Here is a 21443-nt window from a genome sequence, read left to right on the forward strand (position 1 = left end):
GGCAGCTCTCCATGATATTTTGTACAGTGTCGATCAAGTCATCTGGAGTGATATTCAGCTTGTTCCGTATGGCTTTATCCTCCTTGTGTTTATCGAAGCACTAGAGCTTGCCCGTCGGTTCACCAACACCTATCGCATTATCGGCGAAATGTCGGAGCAACTGATCGCTTCGAACCGGATGAAGGACGAATTTCTCGCCAATACGTCTCATGAACTGAAGACGCCGTTGCACGGTATTATGAATCTTTCGCTTGCTTTGACTGAAGAGAGATCCGGGCCGCTGAACGAGCGTCAACGAGAACAACTGGAAGTCGTTGTTGCCGTTGCCCGTCGCTTGTCCAATCTGATTAACGATATTCTTGATTTGTCTCGTCTCAAAAACAGTGGACTGCAATTGGAGCTCGGTGCTGTCGATATTCGAACGGTCGTATCGTCGCAACAGGAAGTATTCCATCATTACATCGGGAGCAAGCCTGTCACCTTACGTTTTGATTGGCCGGACACGCTTCCCCGTGTTCTTGCTGATGAGACTCGTCTGCTGCAGATTGTGTATAACTTGATCGGGAACGCAATTAAATTCACTCCCGAAGGCGAAGTTGCGGTTTCGGCTATGGTTGAAGGCGGAATGCTGCATATGATGGTTGCTGATACGGGTATCGGTATCGAGGAGGATAAGCTTGATACGATTTTTCAATCATTCGAGCAAGTAGGCACTTCTGTAGCGAGGGAATATGGCGGTGCGGGATTGGGTCTCGGCATCACGAAAAGGTTGATTGAGCTACACGGAGGCCGGATTACGGTAAAATCAAAAGTAGGCCAGGGCTCCGTCTTTACCGTCTCGCTTCCGTTGAGCGGCAATCCTTTTGTTCAGAAGGCAGAATGGCGTTCATTCGAGAACTTACAAGCGGCTTCCATCGTATCATCCGGCTTGCGGGAGACAGCGGTAACGGTAGCCACCGTGCCGAAAGATGCACTAAGATCGGACCATGAGCATGCCATCCTTGCAGTCGATGATGATCCGGTGAATCTACGGGTGCTTCAAGCGGTATTGGCGGACGAGCCCTATGAATTTATTGCAGTGTCCAGCGGTCAAGAAGCGTTGGATACGTTGGATCGTTTAGGAAATAAAGTCGGATTAGTCATTCTTGACGTCATGATGCCTGGACAATCCGGCTTTGAAACCTGCAGGCAAATTCGAAACACTTATACACTCAGCGAGCTGCCTGTTCTGCTGACGACCGTACGCAATGATCCAGCCGACGTCATGGTTGGGTTCGAGGCGGGAGCCAATGATTACTTGACCAAGCCTTTTCAGCCTTACGAATTACGGGCGCGCACGCGGACACTGCTGCAGATGAAACGCTCCGCCGAGGACGCGGTTCGTTCGGAGCTCGCATTTTTACAAGCGCAAATCAAGCCTCATTTTCTCTATAACGCCCTGAATACGATTGTCACCTTCTCGCTTGAAGATCCACAGACAACGCATGATCTGTTGTTGAATCTCGGACGATATTTACGTGGCAGCTTCGATTTTAAGAGCAAGGAGAGACTGGTTCCTTTACGTCGTGAATTGGAATTAACCGGAGCTTATCTCCGGATTGAACAGGCCCGGTTTGGTGAGCGGCTTCGTATCCGATACGAGGTAGACGAGGATGCTGATTGCTTGCTTCCCCCGCTTACGCTGCAGCCTCTTGTTGAGAATGCGGTACGACATGGCATAACGACGAAAGAAAACGGCGGTACAGTGAAGATATCGGTAAGAGCAGATTCTAGCTATACACTTCTAACCGTTGAAGACGATGGCAAAGGCATGCCCGATGGGTTCCAGACTCTATTTTCCAAAGAAGAAGAGCATAAAGGCGGCGTAGGGCTGCGGAACATCCATCTTCGTTTGGTAAAGCTGTTCGGTACAGGCGTTGAGATCGGTTCGGGAATAGATGGAGGCACGAAAGTTGTTATTCGTATTCCAAAAGCGATTGAAAAGGAGGGAAACCGATGATTCGAATCATCGCAGTCGACGACGAGCAGCCGGCGCTTCGCAGAGTTGGGAAGCTATTGGAACAATTCCCGCAAGTTCAGGTGTCCGGCTTGTTCGATAAGTCGACGGCTTGCTTGGAATATATTTTAACGGAGCCTGACAGAATCGATTTGGCCTTGCTTGATATGGAGATGCCTACGATGCATGGACTGGAGCTGGCGCGACGGCTTCAGGAATGCCGGCCGGAGATTCATATCGCATTTCTGACGGCCTATGAAGGATATGCCAAGAGTGCCTTTGAGGTGGAAGCAATCGATTTTCTATTGAAGCCCATTCTGCAGGATGACCTGGATCGCACCATTGGAAGGTTCGTGAAACGGACCGGAAGCAAGGATGAGGCAACAAATCAGCCAAAACGGGGAATAGCAGTTCAACGCTTTGGCCCTTTCAACGTTCTAACAGAGAATGGCGACATGATCCGTTTTCGCAATTCCAAGTCCAAGGAGATTCTGGCTTATCTTCATCATCATCGGGGGAAACCGGTAAGCAAAGCGCAAATGATGGAAAACATTTGGTATGGTCAGGATGAGCAGCGGACGCAAGCCAACTTGTATACAACGATTTATCAACTTCGCAAAGATCTGGAGGCTTGGGGGTTATCCGATCTGATCTCTCAGACGAAAACGGCGGGAGGCAGCTACAGCCTACATTGGCAGACATCGTTCGATGATGTCGATTCCTACGAGGAGGAGTTGAGGTTATTTAAGCGTAAATCGTCGTTAACGCATGCGCTTAAGGCCAGCGTGCAGAATTCGCGGTGATGCTGATGAATGCGTTGAAGCCGCAGAGTGAAGGAGTCGTGCTTTCTTTCACGGACGAGGCGAAAATCGATGCATGGGCAAGGACGGCAGTTGCACAGGCAGTACAAGCAGGTATTATTGCAGGATACCAAGATGGTGCTTTTCATCCAAATGATCAGATTACTCGATCAGAGATGGCAGTCATGCTTGCTAAAGCTTGAGGTGAGTTAATCGAAGGCAACGCTGCAACCCGCTTTGGGGACGACAAGAAAATAGCAGCTTGGGCTAGAGGTGCCGTCCTTTATGTGCAACAAGCAGGGCTGATGCAAGGAAAAGGCAATAACCAATTCGCGCCTCAAGATAAAACGACTAGGGCAGAGGCCGTAACGGTTTTGCTGAATAGTTTAGCTCCAAAAGAGCAATAACGTTTAGACTTGTCCGTAAAAGTTGTTGTTACTCGGCAATAATTCATGTTTGGCGCCCTAATTCAATTAGGGCTTTTTTTATTATGGATGATATATTTGTAGTGAAATATCTAATAGCGGGAGAGCGCATCGCTGGCAGCGATAGGTAAAGATTTTTGAGTACGGTAATATGACGGGACAGATGTCTGTAGAAGATTCATCACAGAGCAGTAAAATAGAAATGGGAACGGGAGGAAGACCAGTGTCAGTGTCCAATACAGAGCAACGTAATGCTGATTATCCCATGATGGAGATACCTGCAGGTCAGATCGAGTTAAGGGATGATCGGATTAAGAAGACTTGGACCACAGAAGTGAAGTCTTTTTTACTTGCACCGGTTCCGGTTACAAACGATCTATATACTACGATTATGCAAAAGACAAATGGACCTCTTAACGCGCTTCAAGCTCCGGTAGTAAATGTTTCATGGAATGAGGCGATTCTCTTCTCTAATTTGTTATCCCGGCAATGGGGTCTGAGAGAATATTACTCTGTCAGTGCAGAGGGGGAGTCAGTGAACTGCAACTTGGGCGCAGATGGCTACCGTCTTCCCACCGAAGCAGAATGGCAGTATGCATGTAAAGCAGGAACCACCGGATATCGGTACGGCGAACTGGATGAGATCGCTTGGTATGAAGAGAATTCGGAAGGCGGGGTCCATGAGGTTGGCAAAAAGTGCCCCAATGCGTGGGGACTGCACGACATGCTCGGAAACGTCTGGGAATGGTGCTGGGATCTGTATGATGAAGAAGTATACGGCTCCTATAGAGTGTTCCGTGGCGGTAGTTGGGCAGAAGAGGACAGAGGCTGCGGAGCGACATGTCGTCGCCGCAGTCATCCTACGTTTGGCATTGATGATCTCGGCTTCCGTCTTGCACGGTCTTTGTAAGAAAGAAAAGATCCAGAGCGGACAAAAGATGCCGATTTATGGTGCTTCTGGAGTCGTAGCGCTTCTGTTCAGCTTGCCAACCATGGGCATAAATTGGTCAATGTCGTTATTACGCTTGGACATGAGAGATGAGGATTTGAAACAGATGTAAAAAAGAGAAATAACTAAGCGAACACGCCTTTCGGCGTGTTTTTGTGTTGAATTTTCAAATGTTGGCCTTCTTGGGGCCTCTTACATAGTTATTGCGACAATCGTATAAGCTATTTATACCCGGAATGCTAGTATTCTGCAGCAAGACACAATGTTAAAATAGTCATACATAGCCGTTTTTCAGGCATCATCAGCAAGAGGACTGAGTGACCCCAGAACGGAACGATCAAATAGTATTCCGATATCAGTCATCACAGTCACGGAGGATAAGAAAATGAACAACTCGGAATGGGCAGAGTCCTATTTTCCAATATATACAGCAGACAGCATTCAATCACTGTATAGCACATCAACGATGCCGATCCATCGAATCCATGAGAACCTAACCGTTCTGATGGCCGTTGCCAGTGGTAAGGGTTCACTTCATCTCGTCGACCACATGTACGAACTCACCGATAGCATGGTAATCCTTATTCCAGCGAACAGCGAGGCTGTCATAAAGGCGGATCTCATGTACCCCCTTCATATGTACACGCTCACCATCAGAACGCACGAACAGACGAGATCACTGCCGGTGGGAGCTATGGGACGGTCCAGTGTGCTAGCTTCAGGAACCTCTATTCAGCTCTTCCCATATGAACCTGCAATTGCAGTACAGCTTGAAGAGCTGTATATTCATCGTTTACCTGGTAACGAAGTCAGGCATATGCGCAACCAGATTCTTTTTCATCAGGTGCTTATGAGTTTATTGGAGCGAATGGAAGCAAGATATGCTGCAAGTGAGCAGCCGTCCATGGAACGCAGTATTACCTATATGGAGAACCATTTTAGTGAGAAAATAACAACGGAAGGACTCTCCGAAATTGCCGGGGTCAGTCGTTCTCACTATTCCATTCTATTTAAGCAACTAACCGGATTCTCACCCAATGAATACCTTTCACGCTTACGTGTTCACCGCGCCAAAGAGTTATTAATTAGCGGGACCGCTTCCCTTCGTGAGATTGCGCTGAAGGTCGGATACAAGGATGAATTCTATCTTAGCCGCCGCTTCAAGCAGCAGACGGGAGAGAGTCCTTCAGGTTACACGCGCCGCAGGCCATTTCAACGAGTAGCTGTGTGGTGTGCACCTTACGCAAGCCATATGATGTTACTTGGCTTGGAGCCAACGATTATCATCTCGGAAAGCAGCGAATATGTGAGTACAGAGGGGATGCCCTCACCTCAAACGATACGATTTATCCATTCCGACAGCTCACCTGAGCTAGTAAAATCCGTATTGCTGGACGCTGATATTGAACTCGTTATCGCAGCAAATCTGCATCTATCCCTTAATGGATTAAGCTCTGACCGCCTTCGATCTGTCGCTCCCATTGCCGAAATTGCATGGATGGAGCTTGGTTGGAAAGAGCATCTGCGTTTCATTGCACAGGCAATTCAGAGGAGTGAACAGGCAGAGCAATGGCTGGCAGACTTTGAAGAGGAGGAACATCAAGCACGCGAAGCCATACAGCAGACTGAGCTTGTGAATGAGACGTTGACCATTCTCGTTATCAAACCGGATACCCTGCAGATTTATGGAATCAGAAATGTAGGATATGTGATGTATCATTCCCTCGGATTACGTCCTCCGGCCAAGATTGCCCAGGAAATACAGAGGTTTGGCGATCAATTTCATTCGGCTTCTATCCAGCTGTCTGAGCTTCAGGATTACGAAGGCACACGTATGCTCGTCATTGTTTTTCCAGATGAAAAAGGCTCAAAGGCCCATTCAGAAAGTATATTTAACTCAGAATACTGGAAAGGACTTGAGGCTGTGAAACAAAACCGGATCGTTCATCTGGAGCAGGAAGAGTGGATACCCTACAATCCGGTTTCTATTCGTCTACAGCTTGGGCGGGCGCTATCCTTATGGACAGGCATCCAATAATCCAAAGGTTTTCTCAAACAAAAAGGCATGGTTAGGTTCATCCTGCATGCCTATAATAAGCTATGGTAATGAGAATGATTTTCATATTCAAAGAAAAAAGGGAGAGAGTCATCATATGAGAAAGCTTTTTGTTCCATTTATATTGGTTCTGGTTTTATTGCTTAGTGCTTGTGGAGCCAATTCTGCCAAAGATACAACGGGGGATGCAGCTTCATCCAACGAATCCACTTCATCGAGCACGGATTCATCAGCTTCTTCATCTGATTCAGATTCGGGCACATTCACTTATCAATCGGAGACAGGTCCTGTCGAAGTTCCTTCACATCCGCAACGTGTGGTTGTGCTGACCCGATTCCTGACAGGCAATGTGATGGCACTGGATGTGCCACTGGTCGGTGTGGATGAAATGTCCAAGGAGAACCCGAACTTCAAAGAAAAACTGGCCAATACAGAGGCAGTTACCGACGAGAGTCTGGAGAAAATTATTGAGTTAAACCCAGATCTGATTATCGGCCTGTCTGATATCAAGAACATCGATAAACTGAAGCAAATAGCTCCAACAGTCACCTATACATATGGTAAGGTGGACTTCCTCAAGCAACAGCTGGAGATCGGAAAGCTTGTGAACAAAGAAAAAGAAGCACAGGCATGGGTTGACGATTTTGATGCCCGAAGCAAAAAAGTAGGAGAAGAAATCAAGGCCAAAATTGGCGCAAACGCAAGCGTATCGGTTATTGAAACATTTAATAAACAACTTTACGTTTATGGCGAAAAATTCGGACGTGGAACGGAAATACTGTATGATCAATTCGGTCTTGCCATGCCGGAGAAGGTGAAGGAAGCCACCAAGAAAGACGGATTCTTTGCTGTATCGAACGAAGTGCTAAAAGACTACATGGGAGACTATGTGATTTTTAGCAAAAATGCCGATGAAGACAACTCATTCCAAAACACCGAAACTTACAAAAACATTCCTGCGGTGAAAAATAATCAGGTATTCGAAGCCGATGCCAAGGCATTTTACTTCAATGATCCACTGAGCATGGAATACCAGCTGGAATTCTTCATCCAACATTTTCTTGGCAAGTAAACATTGAACGCGATGAAAAATAAACGACTTCCTTTTCGGTTTGCAACCAAGCTGCTGGGTAGTGTACTCGTACTTATGGTGTGCTTTATCATGGCTATGATGTTTGGCGCAGAAGAAACGACATTCCGCAATGTGTGGCTGACCCTGACCTCTGCGACCAAGAGCGATAATATTCTTATTCTGCGAGAGATCAGACTTCCGCGGGAACTGGCTGCCATGCTGATCGGAGCCGCACTTGCAGTCTCTGGAGGCATCATGCAGGGAATTACTCGCAACCCGCTGGCCGATCCTGGGTTACTCGGTCTGACTTCAGGGGCCAATATGGCACTTGCCCTGGCGTTTGTCTTTATGCCATCGCTCGGATATTTTGGGATTATGGTCGCTTGTTTTGTTGGTGCTGCACTTGGAGCTGCTTTGGTTATTGTGCTCGGATCGATGTGGAGAGGGAGCTTGTCTCCCATCCGTGTCGTGCTGGCCGGGGCAGCTGTATCTGCTTTTATGTATGCCATCTCGGATGGCATCAGTATCTTTTTTAAAATTTCCAAGGATGTGTCCATGTGGACTTCGGGAGGACTCATTGGAACGACATGGGGCCAGATTCAAGCCATTGGGCCTGTGATACTCATTGGTCTAGCCATAGTTCCGTTTCTTTCCAACCAGATCAATATTCTTAGTCTGAGCGATGAAGTGGCGACTGGATTGGGGCAAAGGCTTGTACTCGTCAAAACCGTTCTGTTCCTGCTCGTCATCGTGCTTACCGGAGCGTCGGTTGCATTGATCGGTAATATGGCCTTTGTCGGATTAATGATCCCCCATATTGTCCGTAAAATGGTTGGCACGGACTATCGGTATATTATCCCCGTATCCATTTTTGCCGGAGCATCGTTTATGCTGCTTGCCGAAACGCTGGGACGAACGATAAATGCACCTTACGAAACACCAGTGGTCGCCATTGCTGCCATGCTTGGTTTACCTTTCTTCCTGTTCGTAGTGCGTAGAGGGGGCAAAGCGTTCTCATGACGATGTCTGCGCGAATTCGCAAGCAACGACTGGTTCTTCTGATCTGTTTGTTGCTGATTCTCATCACGGCTGTGGTTGGTATGAGCTGGGGATATTCTTCATTGTCCTTCAAAAGGGTAATTCCGGTGTTATTTGGTCAAGGTACATTCAAAGAGGACTTTGTTCTGTTTTCTGTCCGATTGCCCCGGATTTTTATTACGTTATTGTCCGGTATGGCGCTTGCGCTGTCAGGGTCCATTTTGCAGAGTGTTACGCGCAATGACTTGGCCGATCCAGGCATCATCGGGATCAATTCCGGTGCAGGTGTAGCCGTTGCGATCTTCTTTCTGTATTTCCCGATCGAACCTGGTACGTTCGTCTATATGTTGCCGTTAGCTGCTTTTATAGGCGCATTGCTAACTGCGGCGCTTATCTATGCGTTCTCCTATAGTCGAACAAAGGGACTTGATCCCATAAAAATGGTGCTGGTCGGGGTTGGATTTTCGATGGCGCTGTCAGGCATCATGATCGTCATCATATCTTCAGCTGAACGCTCCAAGGTTGATTTTATTGCCAAATGGATATCCGGTAACATATGGGGGGCAGACTGGCCGTTCATATGGGCCTTGCTGCCTTGGCTTATTATCTTGATCCCGCTCACCTTGTTTAGAACCAGACGGCTTGATTTGCTGGGACTGAACGAAGAAACGGCAATCGGAGTGGGGTTAAAGCTGGAGCGAGAACGGTTGGTACTTATTGTGATTGCTGTTGCTGCCGCCGCTTCTGCTGTATCCGTTACTGGTGGAATTGCGTTTATCGGTTTGATGGCTCCGCATATCGCCAAAGCGCTGGTCGGTCCACGTAACTCGTTATTTATTCCTGTTGCGGTTCTGCTTGGGGGCTGGCTTCTGTTAATAGCCGATACGGTTGGGCGTAATCTGGTTGATCCTGACGGAATTGCCGCAGGAATTATGGTATCCCTGATCGGTGTGCCTTATTTTGTTTATTTGTTATTGAAAAAGTAATCCAAAAAACGTTAGACTATTTGAACCGTAGCTAATCAGGCTATCTTTTGTCGTCAAGACAAGGGATAGCCTTTTATTCGAGTTTTGACGTGGAGCTACTTAAACGTACTTATAGATCCATGCTAGTTTACTAACGTGAAGCTCAAGCTACCCGGTATGACTTGATTCGTGTGATAAGATAAAATGAGATCAGCTTAAACCCATGCTAAAAGAGAGCAGGTGGAAATGACCATGACAGATGTGGAACAATTAGCTTCAATATTTGCTGAAAATTCTTTTAAAATAGATGGAATCAATCGGCTGGTTTTGCAGCCCAAAAGTATATTGCGTGAATTCAGAACATTAAATCATGGATTTCTTTTTGTGGTACGGGGAGAAGCCAGCATGTCAGTGAATGGAACGGTATACGAGTTACAGCCCGGGTCCGTTTTTCACGCAGCACCAGGCATGCAATTGGACTCACAAGTGAATGGCCATTCAGAGTATGAATATTATTTACTGTTTTATAGTTTTGACCAATTGGAAGAGGGCGACAGCGTGCAGGAGTGCAGCTCTCATTTCAAATTGGACTCCGGGGCCAATCCAAGGGTGGTTGAATTACTGGTTATGCTGCAGGAACAACTGCACGCGCAAGGAGGGATTGGCAAACTTCGAGTCAAGGAGTTATTTTTGAGCATCATGGTTCAGGTTTTCACAGGCTGCAGTCAACGGGAAAGTGGAACTTCGCTGAGTGAGAAGGTGATTGAGCAAGCCATCTCTTATATTCATGGACATTACATGAATCTGCTGACACTCGACGAGTTAGCAGAGTTACATGGCATGAGTTCAAAGCGTTTTTCCTACTTTTTTCACAAATACACGGGATTCCGCCCCATCGACTATGTCATCCATTACCGCATGGAGAGGGCGGGGGAGCTGCTGAAATCCGGTAGCTACTTGATTCGCGATGTTGCAATCAGTGTTGGTTATACTAATCCGCTCTATTTTAGTCGTATTTTTAAAAGTAAATTTGGTGTTTCTCCTTCGGAATACGCGCATCTGGATTAAGTAATCATACATATTCGCGCCTTGAAATTATACAATATATTCCATCTGTTGATCTCAATGAGATTTACCATTTTGCTCATGCTTCATGCTTTCATTAGACAATAATACATCTCAAATTGGTGATTTGTGCATTCGCATTTCCAATGATCCTTGCTATAGTATTAAATGATAATGAGAATCATTATTATAAAGGTTTGAAAGGTTGATAGAAGTGCGTTCTCGGCCGTTCAAACCTTGCAGCAATAAATTGGATAAGATTGTTGGACAAAATCAATTCTGAAATGAGGGTATTCAAGATGAAAGACCATGAAGTGTTTGATGTAACAATTATTGGCGGTGGGCCTGCCGGATTATTTTCAGCTTTTTACAGCGGTTTGCGTGAAATGAAAACCAAAATTATTGAATTCCAACCCTATCTGGGTGGGAAGGTGCATGTGTATCCTGAGAAAATGATCTGGGATATAGGGGGGTTACAACCCGTTCCTGGCGCACAACTGATCGAACAAATGGTCAATCAGGGGCTTACTTTCCAACCAGAGGTTGTTCTTGGAGAAAAGGTCACGTCTATATCCAAAGATGAGCAAGGATACTTCGTACTGCACACCGCCTCAGATGAAGAACATTACTCCAAAACTGTGATTTTAGCTATTGGTGGAGGAATTCTGAAGCCGATTAAACTGGAGATTGAAGGCGCAGAACGCTTCGAGGTTACAAACTTACATTATACAGTCAAATCGCTCTCCCGCTTCAAGGACAAAACGGTTCTGATCTCGGGTGGTGGTAATGCGGCGATTGATTGGGCGAACGAACTCGCCCTTATTGCCAAGCAAGTCTATTTAACGTATCGGAAAGATACGCTGAAAGGTCATGAAGCTGAAATATCACGTCTGGAGAACAGTCCAGTGGAATGCTTGCTCAATACAACGATTGAGAAGCTGGTCGCCACAGACGATCATCAACAGATTGAGACGGTTGTGCTGAAACGTAATGAAGACGGAGCTTCACTGGAACTGGCCGTGGATGAGGTCATCATTAACTACGGCTATGAGCGAGACAAGGAATTGCTGGTAAACAGTCATATTAAAATAGATATGAAGGATCATTGGATCGCAGGCACACCAGTCAGCGAGACATCCGTACCGGGCATTTTTGCTGCGGGAGATATTTTGCATCATGAAGGAAAGCTTCATTTGATCGCAGGAGCGTTCCAAGACGCCGCCAATGCTGTGAACAAAGCCAAACTGTACGTTGCACCCGAAGCCAATACACACGGGATGGTTTCCTCGCACAATGACTTGTTTACGCAGAAAAACCGTGAGCTGATGAAACATCTATACACCAAATAAAATACACAAACCAGAATGGTCATCATAAAGTTTTTCTTTCAATATCAAAAAAACCGCTCACCCGTCAGCATGACGAGGAGCGGTTTCTTTTTCACAAGCCGACGATTTCGTCGGTCTGCTTAACTAATTAATGTAAGGCTTCGTATTTTATCGTTTAACCGCTTCTCCGGCAAATACTTCAACGTTCATAGGAGCGGCCATGAATGCTGCTGCTTGTTGAACGAAAGCCTGGAAATGGGCACTTGCATTATGGGAAGCTGTAGCGGCTTCGTCCTTCCACAGCTCAATCATTGTGTAATGATGTTCGCGTTCAGTACTTTTGGCGAGATCATAGCTGATGTTGCCTTCTTCGTTGCGTGTTGCAGGGATCAGTACTTTTGTTGCTTCCAAAAAAGCTTGTTCCTGGTCTGGTTTAACTTGCAAGTGAGCGTGAATGATAATCATAATATTCAACCTCCATTAGTGTATTAAAAATGTTGTTTGATCCTGAACGTAAATGCTGCTTAACATGTAAAATGTTGCCTGATATTATGCCCAAGTCGTAATTTTCTCAACAGGCAGACGGTAGGAAGGATGACCTTCTTTGGCCGCTTTACCGATCGAGATTAGCATTACAGGCTGGTAACGATCTTTGTCCATGCCGAAAGTTTCAGCAATTTGATCTTTCTCATAACCACCGATTGGGTTAGTATCATACCCATGAGCACGTGCAGCGAGCATCAATTGCATGGAAGCCAGACCTGCGTCAATCAGATTGACATCGCGAATAGCGGAAGCGGGCATGTTATCGTAGTATGGTTTAACAGCTTTCATTTGCATATCTTTGACTTCTTGTGGCATGTAACCAAGCTCAACCGCTTTGCTGAAGATTTCGTCCATGTGTTCCGCATTGTTCATGTCAATGAACACACCAATAACAGCGGCGGAAGTCAGTACCTGATTCTGATTGAATTTGGCAAGGGGAGCAAGCTTTTCTTTTCCTTCAGCCGTATCTACGACCAGAAAACGCCATGGTTGCATATTAACCGAAGAAGGTGCGCGTGAAGCTTCAGCCAAAATCTCTGTCATTTCTTCACGGCTGATTTTGACTTCAGGATCGTATAGTTTTACAGACCGGCGGCCGTAAGTAATTTCGTTAAAATCATTTGTCTTTTGAAAAGTGCTTTGGAATGTACTCATGTATGGTTCTCTCCTCTATATATGGGTTTAGAAATTGTTTTGCATGCGTTCCAGGAAATCAGCAAGCATATGAATTTCTTCATCACTAAAATCCTGTAAAATCTGATTGATAAAATTGGTTTTCTCGACTTTATAACCCTCGATTTGCTTCCGTCCTTCATCCGTAAGGCGGACAAAGGTAACTCGGTTGTCTTCCGGATTTTTACGTCTGGTGACCATCGAATCGGCTTCAAGCTGCTTCAGATGGCGAGTGATCGCCGCACTGTCGATATTAATGATTTTTTGCAACATGGACTGATTAATTTCGTCAACCTGATCCAACTCATGTAAAATCTCAAAGCGAGATGAGCTGATGCCCGTACAGCGTTCGAACTTGGGGCTGATCTTGTTTCCCAGCCCGTTAAGCAGATTGATGATCTGCTCTTCCTTGGAAAAAACACGTGTCATGACTAGACCTCCCGGGTGAATCTCGACCATGAACAACGGCTTATGTGAACAAAATACATAAAGTTGCCATTACACAGTGCCATTGCTTAGTCAGTGAAATCTGCTAAGTCAATCTTTGACGTATCAACTATTGACGCATCAACAGTTGATGGCTCAATTAATATATCATGGCTGTTTTGATTTTGCAACAGGGTCGTCATGAGAAGATAAAACAATCTATTCCACAGCGATAGTCTTCTTGATTCCACAGATGTAGGATATCCATTCAAGCCACTTTATAACGATTTACATTGTAATTGAGAATTATTATCAATTATAATGAAAGGTAATGTACATATGGATGAAATTGACGTCACAGAAGTGCCTATCTATATGTGATTGATGGATCTGCTGTAGTAAGAATGGATCAGCAAAGGTACATCGTGGATGGGTTCATATTGTTCACGGGGGAAAGCTGGCTAACGTAAACATCAAGACCGATTCAGGTCTTGTTTATTATATGATTCTGTACAAAGCGATTCTGGCGCTTCCCTGTCGGATGGAAATTCAGCATTTGATGGAAAATGAACGTCCTTTCCAAGATCAATATTCGCTTATACCGACCAACCCATTGGTTAAGTATCAATATATCAGAACGCTGTTTGGCTCATGTTACTTTGGTATGTTGGAATAACATGTGTGCGAAGGTACTCGCGATATTGTTTAATGTTCTGTTTGGATATATGAAAGCTGAGTGCAACGTAATTGGTGTTATCAAGGGATTTCATAATGTATACTCATTACCTGGATTGGAGTGATGACTCATGGTTGATGTTCTTGCTCTTTATATGTTAAAACCGTTTAGCATCCATCACTACCCTAATCAGGAGTATTTATATCACATTAAGGAGGATGTCCAGTACTGGCAAGTGGGCAATTCAGTGTAACGGAAGCTGCACATCAGGTGGGGTATGCCAACTGCAGTTATTTCATCAGCCGATTCAGGCAAACGTACGGGTATAATCCAAGCAAACTCAAGAAATAAGAGGGGTAGGTCTCTTTGCAATGAATTAGACTTTCCTATATACTTCTAGCTATTGATCAATTAATTACTATTGAATGGAGGTGTGATTATCATGGCTAAAGATGCAGCGGTGTCGGTTAATCGACGTAGTGATATCATATCCGCAGCGATTGAAGTGTTTGCTGAAATCGGCTATTTCCGAGCGACCACAGCTCAGGTGGCAGAAAGGGCCAACATTTCGCAACCGTATATCTTTCGTTTTTTCAGAACCAAAGAAGCTTTGCTGTTAACAGCACTGGAGGTATCCTGGACACGAGTAATTGATTCATTCCGATCGGTGGTGGAGACAGCTACTCCAGATCAGTTGGAGAATGAGTTGACTGAAGCTTATGAAGAGATTATTCAATCTCACAAGAACGAAATTTTGCTGCAAATGCAAGCGCAGACGGTTCAGGAAGAAGTCATCCGTCAAGCAATGCAAAAAGGATTTACTGAGGTGCGAGATATGGTATTGGAAGCTTTCACAGCGGCAGGCGTTGCCAATCCAAAGCAAAAAACGTTGATATTTCTGGCAATAGGCATGTTATGTAATGTATCGAAGGCACTGGATTTGCCAGCGCTTATGGATAGATAGAAAGGGGAAGTGTCCCTTTTTTCATTTTAGTTATTGATCAATCACTAATTTAGGTTATATTGTGCTTAAGTAAGTAATTGATCAATAACTAATTGAGAGAAAGAGGTTGAGATGAAATGAAAAGAGCAATTGTGGTTGGGGCAACAGGTGGAACGGGTGCAGCAATTACAGAGGAATTGATTAAACGTGGCATTCCTACAATTATATTTGGCCGCTCACGTCAAAAACTGGAGCAACTTGCTGTGAAGCTGGGATCTCCTGATTACCTACAGATCGCTGTGGGGGATGCGTTCCGACCCGATGATGTTGCAGCTGCTTCACTAGGAGTCGATGTAATGTTTCACTGTGCGAATGTACCTTACAACGAAATGGAGAGCAGATTGATCCCTCTGGGTGAATCCGTCATGGAGGCGGCAGAACAATTGGGCCTGAAGGTGGTCGTCATTGACGGGATTTATCCTTATGGCAGAAGACAAATGAACGAAGTGACTGAAGAACATCCAAAGCAGCCGCATCTCGAAAAGGAAAGACCCGCCTTGCTTATGAGCAAATGTTATTTAGCAGCCAATGGCGTAAAGCGCAAGTCATGATTGTTCGCTTGCCTGATTATTATGGCCCAACTGCCAATCAGGCTTCTTACCTGGGGTCCACGCTTGAAGCAATAGCGGAGGGGAAAATGACTTTTTTTGTCGGAACGATGAAAATACCACGAGAATATATCTATTTACCAGATGCAGCGGTCATGGTTGTGGAGTTGGCACGCAGAGATGATGCCTATCGGCAAAACTGGAATATCCCTGGTGCTGGCATAATATCGGGCAAGGAAATCGTACGTATTGCACAACAGGCCGCAGGTAAGGCGAAACCGGTGATAGCACTTGGAAAAACAGGACTTTCGCTGCTTGGTTTAGCCGTACCGATAATGAAAGAAATTGTTGAAATGTTGTATTTGACAGAAGAACCGCTTGTGTTGAGTAAAAAGAAATACGAGGCCAGCATTGGGCCGGTGAAGATGACTTCTTTTGAAGAAGGGATTGCAGGGACGATAGGTGAGCTGCAAAAGAAATAAATGTGTTATGTAGATTTGTAGTTTTGTAATTAATCAATCAATAAATAAAATGTATTAGGATTCCTTTGATGCTCACGACCTAAACTAAAATGGTGAATGCTGACTTGACTTCATTAATGGGCGGCATTCCATTTATCTGAACTAAAACAACACGAAAACAGATCCGGGTTGGATCGACCGTTAATATCCAACCTGATCTGTCTTTTTTACATACAGGACAAAGTCTTTAAAATTTGGTGTTTCGTTATAGTTAACAAGTATGTTAGAAATTTTTAGGTGTTGTGACAAGAAATCTGCCGTCATATTCAAAAAAATGACCCTAACTCTTATAATAACGCTAATCCTTATGAAGATGATGTAAGGAATTGAGACGGAGTCGTCGTCTATATCCATATGGTAACGAAATTAGAATGCTTTGAACTTACGGATTATCGATCAATTGAATAGATTCTCACATAAAACTGACATTTAATAAGGACTCCGTATTCGTAAATATACAGTAGAAGTTGAAAGGGTTGAGGGATGATGAGCCTTGAAGCATTAAACCAACGAGTACTTGATGATTTGGCTTATCTCGCGTATGGAGGTTCGGATTGGATTCGCCCGCGAGAACATGATGAAGGTCATATCTATGATGTTGTTATCGTAGGTGGTGGACAGAGCGGCTTGGGTGCCGCTTTTGGATTTCTGCGTGAGCGAATATCCAACATTCTGGTTATTGACGAAAATGCCTCAGGGTTGGAGGGACCTTGGGAGACTTACGCCCGTATGGTCACTTTACGTACACCGAAACATCTGACCTCTATTGATCTCGGTATCCCTTCGCTGACTTTTCGAGCATGGTGGGAGGCACAAGCAGGCCCCTCCGGATGGGAAGATATTGATAAAATTCCTCGCAGCGAATGGATGAATTATCTGCGCTGGTACAGACAAGTGCTTCATCTGCCAGTCGTGAATGAAGTGAAGCTGACACTGATTGAACCTATAGATGGAGGCGTTCACAGACTGCACATCACAGGCGCAGGGGCTCCAACCAATATATTGCTGGCACGCAAGGTTGTTTTGGCTACTGGCATTCAGGGAGGTGGGGAGTGGCATGTACCATCCCTGATCGCTGAGCAAGTACCTAAACATCTGTACGCCCATACGTCGGAAACGATTGATTTTGAACGGTTACAAGGAAAAAGGATCGCCATACTTGGCGGCGGGGCTTCTGCCTTTGATAATGCCAACTTTGCACTAGTCGCAGGCGTGGCTGAGGCACACGTATTTGTACGGCGGGAACAATTACCGAGCATTAACCCGATTCGTCAGATGGAACAATCCGGTATGATTGAACGGTTTCATGCTCTGCCGGACGAGGATAAGTATGCGGCCATTTCCCATTTTTTTAACTATAATCAACCACCAACCAACGATACCTTCAACCGGGCTGCTTCATGGTCAGGCTTCCAATTGCATCTTCATGCGCCTTGGCTGGATGTACAGATGAAGGATGGGAAAGCGTTAGTGAGTACACCACAGGGCCTGCACTCCTTTGATTTTCTGGTCATAAGTACAGGGATGGTCAGTGATCCGGCACTGCGTCCCGAGCTCAGAGTGGTGGAGGCACACATTGCACGCTGGGAAGACCGTTTTCAAGCCCCGGCTGCACAAAGGAATGTGATGCTTGACGCCCATCCCTACCTTAGCCCCGGGTTTGCAATGACCAGCAGAGATGAGGAGGGGGAGGATAAGCTGCGTGGCCTGTTTGTCTTTAACTATTCTGCACTTGCAAGTTGCGGCCTCTCTGCCTCGGCAATATCGGGGACACGTAATGCTGTGCCGAAGTTGGTTTCAGCGGTTGCTGACCAGCTTTTCCTGGATGACCGGGAACAGATCCTGGAGCAATTTTTCAAGTATAACGAACAGGAATTTACTGCTATTTGGGTGAAAAGTGGAATTGGAATCTGATTATACAAAATGACCGTACAGCAGGTTAAGAGGCTGTACGGTTTTTGTTTTCCGAAAGTTACATTTACGGGTGCTTATATAATGCTGTAAAATATCGAATTATACAGCGTTAAGGCAGGCGATAGATTATTGTGAGAATCATGGATTATGAGGGGTTCAAAACCCATTTGAAGAAGGCGTCACGCAAACGAAACGAACCCTTGATCAAAATTGTGGCTTTTCAGGAAAAGTATATGAAGATTGATGAAATCCAATATTATGATGTAGAGCAGAACTATATGAGTGTTCAAGCGTGTAATACGCTGTGGATGAACTTAAAAGATAAATCTTTCCACAATCTGGTGTCCCATGATCTGAAGTTTTTCCAAACCATGGACAACCTCGGACGTCATTCATTGGAGAATCTAATCAAAGAACTATACGATATGGCTGTTCCAATCCTGCTCGATTACGATCCAGCTGATTATTATAGTTTGCAGCAGTTGTCTGAAATTCTGGTACTGGATGAGATGAAGCTAATTGAGAAATTGGAGATGGGACGTTTCAAGGGTGCATTTATTAATGAAGAAGGAAATTGGGTGAAACCCAAACCAGACAGGGCTGATCTATTCCTATAAATGAAAAAGATAAACTCGTGTCAATTACATAATGACCGAGCATCCATTCTGCAATGGTACGCCGAATATGGCACATTGCAGTTTTTTTCATTAACGAACCTGCCAACGATAAGGCTTAGTCGTTTCGTTTCACGATGAAAGAGTCCCCTCGTGGCCCTGGTGCTCTTGGAATGGAAACAACCTGTTTTTGCTGAATCATGATGCCTTTTTCTTTGGCGACTAGTCCGGGGGAGCGGCCGTTCAGGCGACAACATTTGAAGGTGACAGGAGTGTTCCTCGCCATCCGTGAGATGGAATTTCCTACAGAAGGTGCTTCTACAATCCACTCCGCTGATGATTGCTGGCCTGTATATTGCTGAACGGTACGGAAAGTCCAGCTTTGGGTCAGGTTATGAAGCGTGATACACCATCGAGTACGATTGATTCTGTATATGGTAGCTCTAATCCGATCTCCTGGAGACACAGGGAAAGGGATGACTGTTTCAACGTCCGGCAGGATTTCCCACCAGGCATAATAACTAGCTTTGCCGTTAACCCAATCATGGCCTGTTCCAGTCTGAATCAGGTTGGAATTCTCGAATCCATCAATTCCGATCCAAGCTGAAGAGTATGAAGATTTAGATGATGGTAAAACAAAGGGCACGTTCCATTCGGCCGAGATGCGTCTGAATTCACCTTTGTAACCCGCTCGGGCATAACCGCTCCAGTTAGAGGAAATCCACCCGAAACGTAGTGAATTTGTTTTGCCTGTATGAATACAAGGTTTTCGGCGTTTGTTACGATTATTGGCCATAAGGCCACCTCCCATGAAATATAGAGACGAAATTATTCGTTCGATATTATCAAATGCATGGAAGACGAAAGAGGACATGGACAATCTGAAAAAGAAATAAGTAATGAACGATTTTGAAAGATATTCAGGGCTGAATACGATGATTGATGATCGGAAGATGTCGAATGTTGATGATTTTTGGATGTTTTTAAATTAATTTGAACGAAAATGATTGTTTTTTATGAATAATATGTTACTATAAAAGCAGTTGGAGGAATGAAAATGCTAACTGAAGAACGATATGCTGCAATTATAGAGCGCTTACAAGAAAGAGGGATTGTGAAACTGCAAGAGCTCGTCGATGTGCTCGGTGCTTCTGAATCAACGATACGGCGTGATTTGATTGACCTGGAGAGCCGACATATGCTGAAACGTATACACGGTGGTGCTGCTCTGGTAAATGAAAAGACACCAGAACCAGGTATGGAAGAAAAAACGTTCAAAAACATTCAACAGAAAACGGCAATTGCTCGTTTAGCTGCGCAGGAGATCAACAATGGTGAATGCATCTATCTGGATGCGGGGACGACGACATTAGCCATGATTCCCTATATTGAAGCCAAGGACGTTACGGTAGTGACCAATGGACTTTCTCATGTAGAAGCGTTGGTAAGTAAACGAATACGCAGCTATCTGCTTGGCGGCATGATGAAAATTCACACCAAAGCCGTGATTGGCAGTATCGCATTACAGAACATGGACAACTTCCGTTTTGATAAATGTTTTATCGGAACCAACGGAGTGGACCCCGAAATGGGGTATACAACTCCTGATCCGGAGGAAGCCTTGATTAAAAGGCGTGCACACCAATTGTCCGGGAGATCTTATGTGCTGGCTGATTCCAGCAAAATTGGGGAAATCACTTTTGCCAAATTGTTTGACCTGGAGGAGGCAGATTTGATTACTGAACATATGCCGGAACACTGGCGTTCTGTAATCGCCCAGAAAACTAAAATAATTGAGGGATAGCCATGATATATACCGTAACACTTAATCCTTCCATTGATTACATCGTGGAAGTGGATGATCTGAAGCTTGGTGATTTGAATCGTATGAATCGGGACCTGAAACTTCCTGGTGGAAAAGGCATTAACGTATCGCGAGTGCTTAATCAACTGGGAGCCGAAAACACAGCACTTGGATTTCTGGGAGGGTTCACGGGTCGTTTCATTAATGACAAATTGCAGGAAGATGAAATCCAGACGGATTTCGTTACCATCGCAGATGATACCCGGATTAACATTAAGCTGAAGCATGGGGAAGAGACAGAGATTAACGGACTGGGACCAGCCATTCGACCAGAGGAAGCAGCGGGGTTGCTTAACAAGTTATCCGCATTGCAAAAAGGAGATATCGTCATACTTTCGGGAAGTGTACCGCCTTCGCTGGGGGCAGATTTCTACGATCGACTGATCAATGTGTGCAAACAAACGAGTGCCGAATTTGTAATCGATACGACGGGACCTGCATTGATGGATGCTCTGGTACATGAGCCGCTGCTGGTGAAGCCGAATCACCATGAACTTGCTGAACTCTTCGGAGTAACCATAGACACTCAGGAGGAGCTGGTGACGTATGGTCGCAAGCTTTTGGAAACAGGTGCTAAGCATGTGTTGATCTCCATGGCAGGTGAAGGCGCGCTGTTGATTACCAAAACAGATGTCTACCACGCGAGTGTGCCAAAAGGTGTCGTGAAGAACTCGGTTGGTGCTGGAGACTCCATGATCGGTGGATTCGTAGGGACATTTGGATTAAACGAAGACCTGCTTGAAGCGTTCCGAATGGGGGTTGCTTCAGGTAGTGCAACGGCTTTCTCGGATGACCTGGCAACTCGGGAACTCATTGAAAAGCTACGTATTCAAGTCATAATAACCAAATTATAGTCCGTACAAAATGAATGGAATGCATGCCCCTTTATAGAAGAGGGGATTCATTGAATCGCAGATAACAGCGCAAGAAGTACAATTATAAGTCGGTCTGCATCACACGGGCCG

General features: G+C 45.2%; 21 protein-coding genes and 1 pseudogene. 18 read left to right on the forward strand and 4 right to left on the reverse strand.

All coding sequences use genetic code 11. The features are described 5' to 3' along the window. The 11 genes from AMS66_RS32855 to AMS66_RS26060 form a co-directional block, all read left to right on the forward strand. Window positions 1–1999 (forward strand): ATP-binding protein (locus tag AMS66_RS32855; protein WP_160319738.1); only part of this gene is annotated, 1999 nt, incomplete at its 5' end. Then, the gene (locus AMS66_RS26020) at window positions 1996–2799 is read left to right on the forward strand and encodes a response regulator (RefSeq protein ID WP_053783557.1); all 804 of its coding nucleotides are present in this window, start codon (window positions 1996–1998) and stop codon (window positions 2797–2799) included. The genes AMS66_RS32855 and AMS66_RS26020, both read left to right, overlap by 4 nt. Continuing rightward, window positions 2799–2999, forward strand: a complete 201-nt coding sequence (locus tag AMS66_RS26025) for an S-layer homology domain-containing protein (protein ID WP_053783558.1) — start codon at window positions 2799–2801, stop codon at window positions 2997–2999. The genes AMS66_RS26020 and AMS66_RS26025 overlap by 1 nt, the downstream gene beginning before the upstream one ends. A 9-nt stretch (window positions 3000–3008) precedes the next feature. Beyond that, entirely contained in the window at window positions 3009–3203 is a 195-nt protein-coding gene (locus AMS66_RS34790; RefSeq protein ID WP_082350910.1) for an S-layer homology domain-containing protein, read from the forward strand. Window positions 3204–3486: 283 nt separating this feature from the next. Then, window positions 3487–4131, forward strand: coding sequence for a formylglycine-generating enzyme family protein (locus AMS66_RS26030; RefSeq protein ID WP_236703659.1), 645 nt, complete (start codon window positions 3487–3489; stop codon window positions 4129–4131). A gap of 424 nt (window positions 4132–4555) precedes the next feature. Continuing rightward, window positions 4556–6208 carry a helix-turn-helix domain-containing protein gene (locus tag AMS66_RS26035; protein ID WP_053783559.1) on the forward strand — a complete coding sequence of 551 codons (1653 nt, stop codon included), beginning with the start codon at window positions 4556–4558 and terminating at the stop codon, window positions 6206–6208. Between the two features lie 115 nt (window positions 6209–6323). Further along, complete coding sequence (locus AMS66_RS26040) at window positions 6324–7298, forward strand: iron-hydroxamate ABC transporter substrate-binding protein (protein WP_053783560.1); 975 nt, start codon at window positions 6324–6326, stop codon at window positions 7296–7298. Window positions 7299–7310: 12 nt separating this feature from the next. Further along, on the forward strand, window positions 7311–8318 hold the full coding sequence (locus AMS66_RS26045) for a FecCD family ABC transporter permease (protein ID WP_053783561.1): 1008 nt from the start codon (window positions 7311–7313) through the stop codon (window positions 8316–8318). Then, a complete protein-coding gene (locus tag AMS66_RS26050) occupies window positions 8315–9322 on the forward strand; it encodes a FecCD family ABC transporter permease (RefSeq protein ID WP_053783562.1) in 1008 nt (335 codons plus the stop codon). Before AMS66_RS26045 ends, AMS66_RS26050 begins: the two co-directional genes overlap by 4 nt. Before the next feature lie 231 nt (window positions 9323–9553). Next, complete coding sequence (locus tag AMS66_RS26055) at window positions 9554–10369, forward strand: helix-turn-helix domain-containing protein (protein ID WP_053783563.1); 816 nt, start codon at window positions 9554–9556, stop codon at window positions 10367–10369. Between the two features lie 296 nt (window positions 10370–10665). Then, window positions 10666–11715, forward strand: a complete 1050-nt coding sequence (locus tag AMS66_RS26060; RefSeq protein WP_053783564.1) for an NAD(P)/FAD-dependent oxidoreductase — start codon at window positions 10666–10668, stop codon at window positions 11713–11715. Between the two features lie 147 nt (window positions 11716–11862). Here AMS66_RS26060 and AMS66_RS26065 read toward each other — a convergent pair whose 3' ends face one another. The 3 genes from AMS66_RS26065 to AMS66_RS26075 all read right to left on the reverse strand — a co-directional run bounded on the left by AMS66_RS26065 (window position 11863) and on the right by AMS66_RS26075 (window position 13341). Beyond that, window positions 11863–12159 carry a putative quinol monooxygenase gene (locus tag AMS66_RS26065; protein WP_053783565.1) on the reverse strand — a complete coding sequence of 99 codons (297 nt, stop codon included), beginning with the start codon at window positions 12157–12159 and terminating at the stop codon, window positions 11863–11865. Between the two features lie 84 nt (window positions 12160–12243). After that, window positions 12244–12894 (reverse strand): nitroreductase family protein, encoded by a 651-nt coding sequence (locus AMS66_RS26070; RefSeq protein ID WP_053783566.1) that lies wholly within the window; start codon window positions 12892–12894, stop codon window positions 12244–12246. Between the two features lie 27 nt (window positions 12895–12921). Continuing rightward, complete coding sequence (locus AMS66_RS26075; RefSeq protein WP_053783567.1) at window positions 12922–13341, reverse strand: MarR family winged helix-turn-helix transcriptional regulator; 420 nt, start codon at window positions 13339–13341, stop codon at window positions 12922–12924. 901 nt (window positions 13342–14242) lie between these two features. Between AMS66_RS26075 and AMS66_RS34795 the strand changes: the two genes are divergently transcribed. The 5 genes and pseudogenes from AMS66_RS34795 to AMS66_RS26095 all read left to right on the forward strand — a co-directional run bounded on the left by AMS66_RS34795 (window position 14243) and on the right by AMS66_RS26095 (window position 18617). Continuing rightward, window positions 14243–14365 carry a helix-turn-helix domain-containing protein gene (locus AMS66_RS34795; protein WP_144424630.1) on the forward strand — a complete coding sequence of 41 codons (123 nt, stop codon included), beginning with the start codon at window positions 14243–14245 and terminating at the stop codon, window positions 14363–14365. Window positions 14366–14456: 91 nt separating this feature from the next. After that, a complete protein-coding gene (locus AMS66_RS26080; protein ID WP_053783568.1) occupies window positions 14457–14978 on the forward strand; it encodes a TetR/AcrR family transcriptional regulator in 522 nt (173 codons plus the stop codon). Window positions 14979–15094: 116 nt separating this feature from the next. Then, window positions 15095–16047 (forward strand): annotated as a pseudogene (locus AMS66_RS26085) (NAD-dependent epimerase/dehydratase family protein). Between the two features lie 525 nt (window positions 16048–16572). Next, on the forward strand, window positions 16573–18000 hold the full coding sequence (locus tag AMS66_RS26090) for an FAD/NAD(P)-binding protein (RefSeq protein WP_053783569.1): 1428 nt from the start codon (window positions 16573–16575) through the stop codon (window positions 17998–18000). 131 nt (window positions 18001–18131) lie between these two features. Continuing rightward, the gene (locus AMS66_RS26095; RefSeq protein ID WP_053783570.1) at window positions 18132–18617 is read left to right on the forward strand and encodes a hypothetical protein; all 486 of its coding nucleotides are present in this window, start codon (window positions 18132–18134) and stop codon (window positions 18615–18617) included. Window positions 18618–18732: 115 nt separating this feature from the next. Here the strand turns inward: AMS66_RS26095 and AMS66_RS26100 are convergent, their stop codons facing one another. Beyond that, on the reverse strand, window positions 18733–19410 hold the full coding sequence (locus AMS66_RS26100; RefSeq protein ID WP_053783571.1) for a G1 family glutamic endopeptidase: 678 nt from the start codon (window positions 19408–19410) through the stop codon (window positions 18733–18735). A 261-nt stretch (window positions 19411–19671) separates the two neighbouring features. On the opposite strand from AMS66_RS26100, the gene AMS66_RS26105 reads away from it, so the two are divergent. After that, window positions 19672–20418 (forward strand): DeoR/GlpR family DNA-binding transcription regulator, encoded by a 747-nt coding sequence (locus AMS66_RS26105; protein WP_053783572.1) that lies wholly within the window; start codon window positions 19672–19674, stop codon window positions 20416–20418. Between the two features lie 2 nt (window positions 20419–20420). Continuing rightward, entirely contained in the window at window positions 20421–21332 is a 912-nt protein-coding gene (pfkB, locus tag AMS66_RS26110; RefSeq protein ID WP_053783573.1) for a 1-phosphofructokinase, read from the forward strand. Window positions 21333–21443 lie beyond the last annotated feature (111 nt).

Source organism: Paenibacillus xylanivorans (genome assembly GCF_001280595.1).
GTDB classification, from domain to species: domain Bacteria; phylum Bacillota; class Bacilli; order Paenibacillales; family Paenibacillaceae; genus Paenibacillus; species Paenibacillus xylanivorans.

What these genes read in the sequence shown, in the direction of transcription:
- AMS66_RS26020 (WP_053783557.1), top strand. Translation starts at nt 1,996, where the DNA reads ATGATTCGAATCATCGCAGTCGACGACGAGCAGCCGGCGCTTCGCAGA.
- AMS66_RS26025 (WP_053783558.1), top strand. Translation starts at nt 2,799, where the DNA reads ATGCTGATGAATGCGTTGAAGCCGCAGAGTGAAGGAGTCGTGCTTTCT.
- AMS66_RS26030 (WP_236703659.1), top strand. Translation starts at nt 3,487, where the DNA reads ATGATGGAGATACCTGCAGGTCAGATCGAGTTAAGGGATGATCGGATT.
- AMS66_RS26035 (WP_053783559.1), top strand. Translation starts at nt 4,556, where the DNA reads ATGAACAACTCGGAATGGGCAGAGTCCTATTTTCCAATATATACAGCA.
- AMS66_RS26040 (WP_053783560.1), top strand. Translation starts at nt 6,324, where the DNA reads ATGAGAAAGCTTTTTGTTCCATTTATATTGGTTCTGGTTTTATTGCTT.
- AMS66_RS26045 (WP_053783561.1), top strand. Translation starts at nt 7,311, where the DNA reads ATGAAAAATAAACGACTTCCTTTTCGGTTTGCAACCAAGCTGCTGGGT.
- AMS66_RS26050 (WP_053783562.1), top strand. Translation starts at nt 8,315, where the DNA reads ATGACGATGTCTGCGCGAATTCGCAAGCAACGACTGGTTCTTCTGATC.
- AMS66_RS26055 (WP_053783563.1), top strand. Translation starts at nt 9,554, where the DNA reads ATGACAGATGTGGAACAATTAGCTTCAATATTTGCTGAAAATTCTTTT.
- AMS66_RS26060 (WP_053783564.1), top strand. Translation starts at nt 10,666, where the DNA reads ATGAAAGACCATGAAGTGTTTGATGTAACAATTATTGGCGGTGGGCCT.
- AMS66_RS26065 (WP_053783565.1), bottom strand. Translation starts at nt 12,159, where the DNA reads ATGATTATCATTCACGCTCACTTGCAAGTTAAACCAGACCAGGAACAA.
- AMS66_RS26070 (WP_053783566.1), bottom strand. Translation starts at nt 12,894, where the DNA reads ATGAGTACATTCCAAAGCACTTTTCAAAAGACAAATGATTTTAACGAA.
- AMS66_RS26075 (WP_053783567.1), bottom strand. Translation starts at nt 13,341, where the DNA reads ATGACACGTGTTTTTTCCAAGGAAGAGCAGATCATCAATCTGCTTAAC.
- AMS66_RS26080 (WP_053783568.1), top strand. Translation starts at nt 14,457, where the DNA reads ATGGCTAAAGATGCAGCGGTGTCGGTTAATCGACGTAGTGATATCATA.
- AMS66_RS26090 (WP_053783569.1), top strand. Translation starts at nt 16,573, where the DNA reads ATGAGCCTTGAAGCATTAAACCAACGAGTACTTGATGATTTGGCTTAT.
- AMS66_RS26100 (WP_053783571.1), bottom strand. Translation starts at nt 19,410, where the DNA reads ATGGCCAATAATCGTAACAAACGCCGAAAACCTTGTATTCATACAGGC.
- AMS66_RS26105 (WP_053783572.1), top strand. Translation starts at nt 19,672, where the DNA reads ATGCTAACTGAAGAACGATATGCTGCAATTATAGAGCGCTTACAAGAA.
- pfkB (WP_053783573.1), top strand. Translation starts at nt 20,421, where the DNA reads ATGATATATACCGTAACACTTAATCCTTCCATTGATTACATCGTGGAA.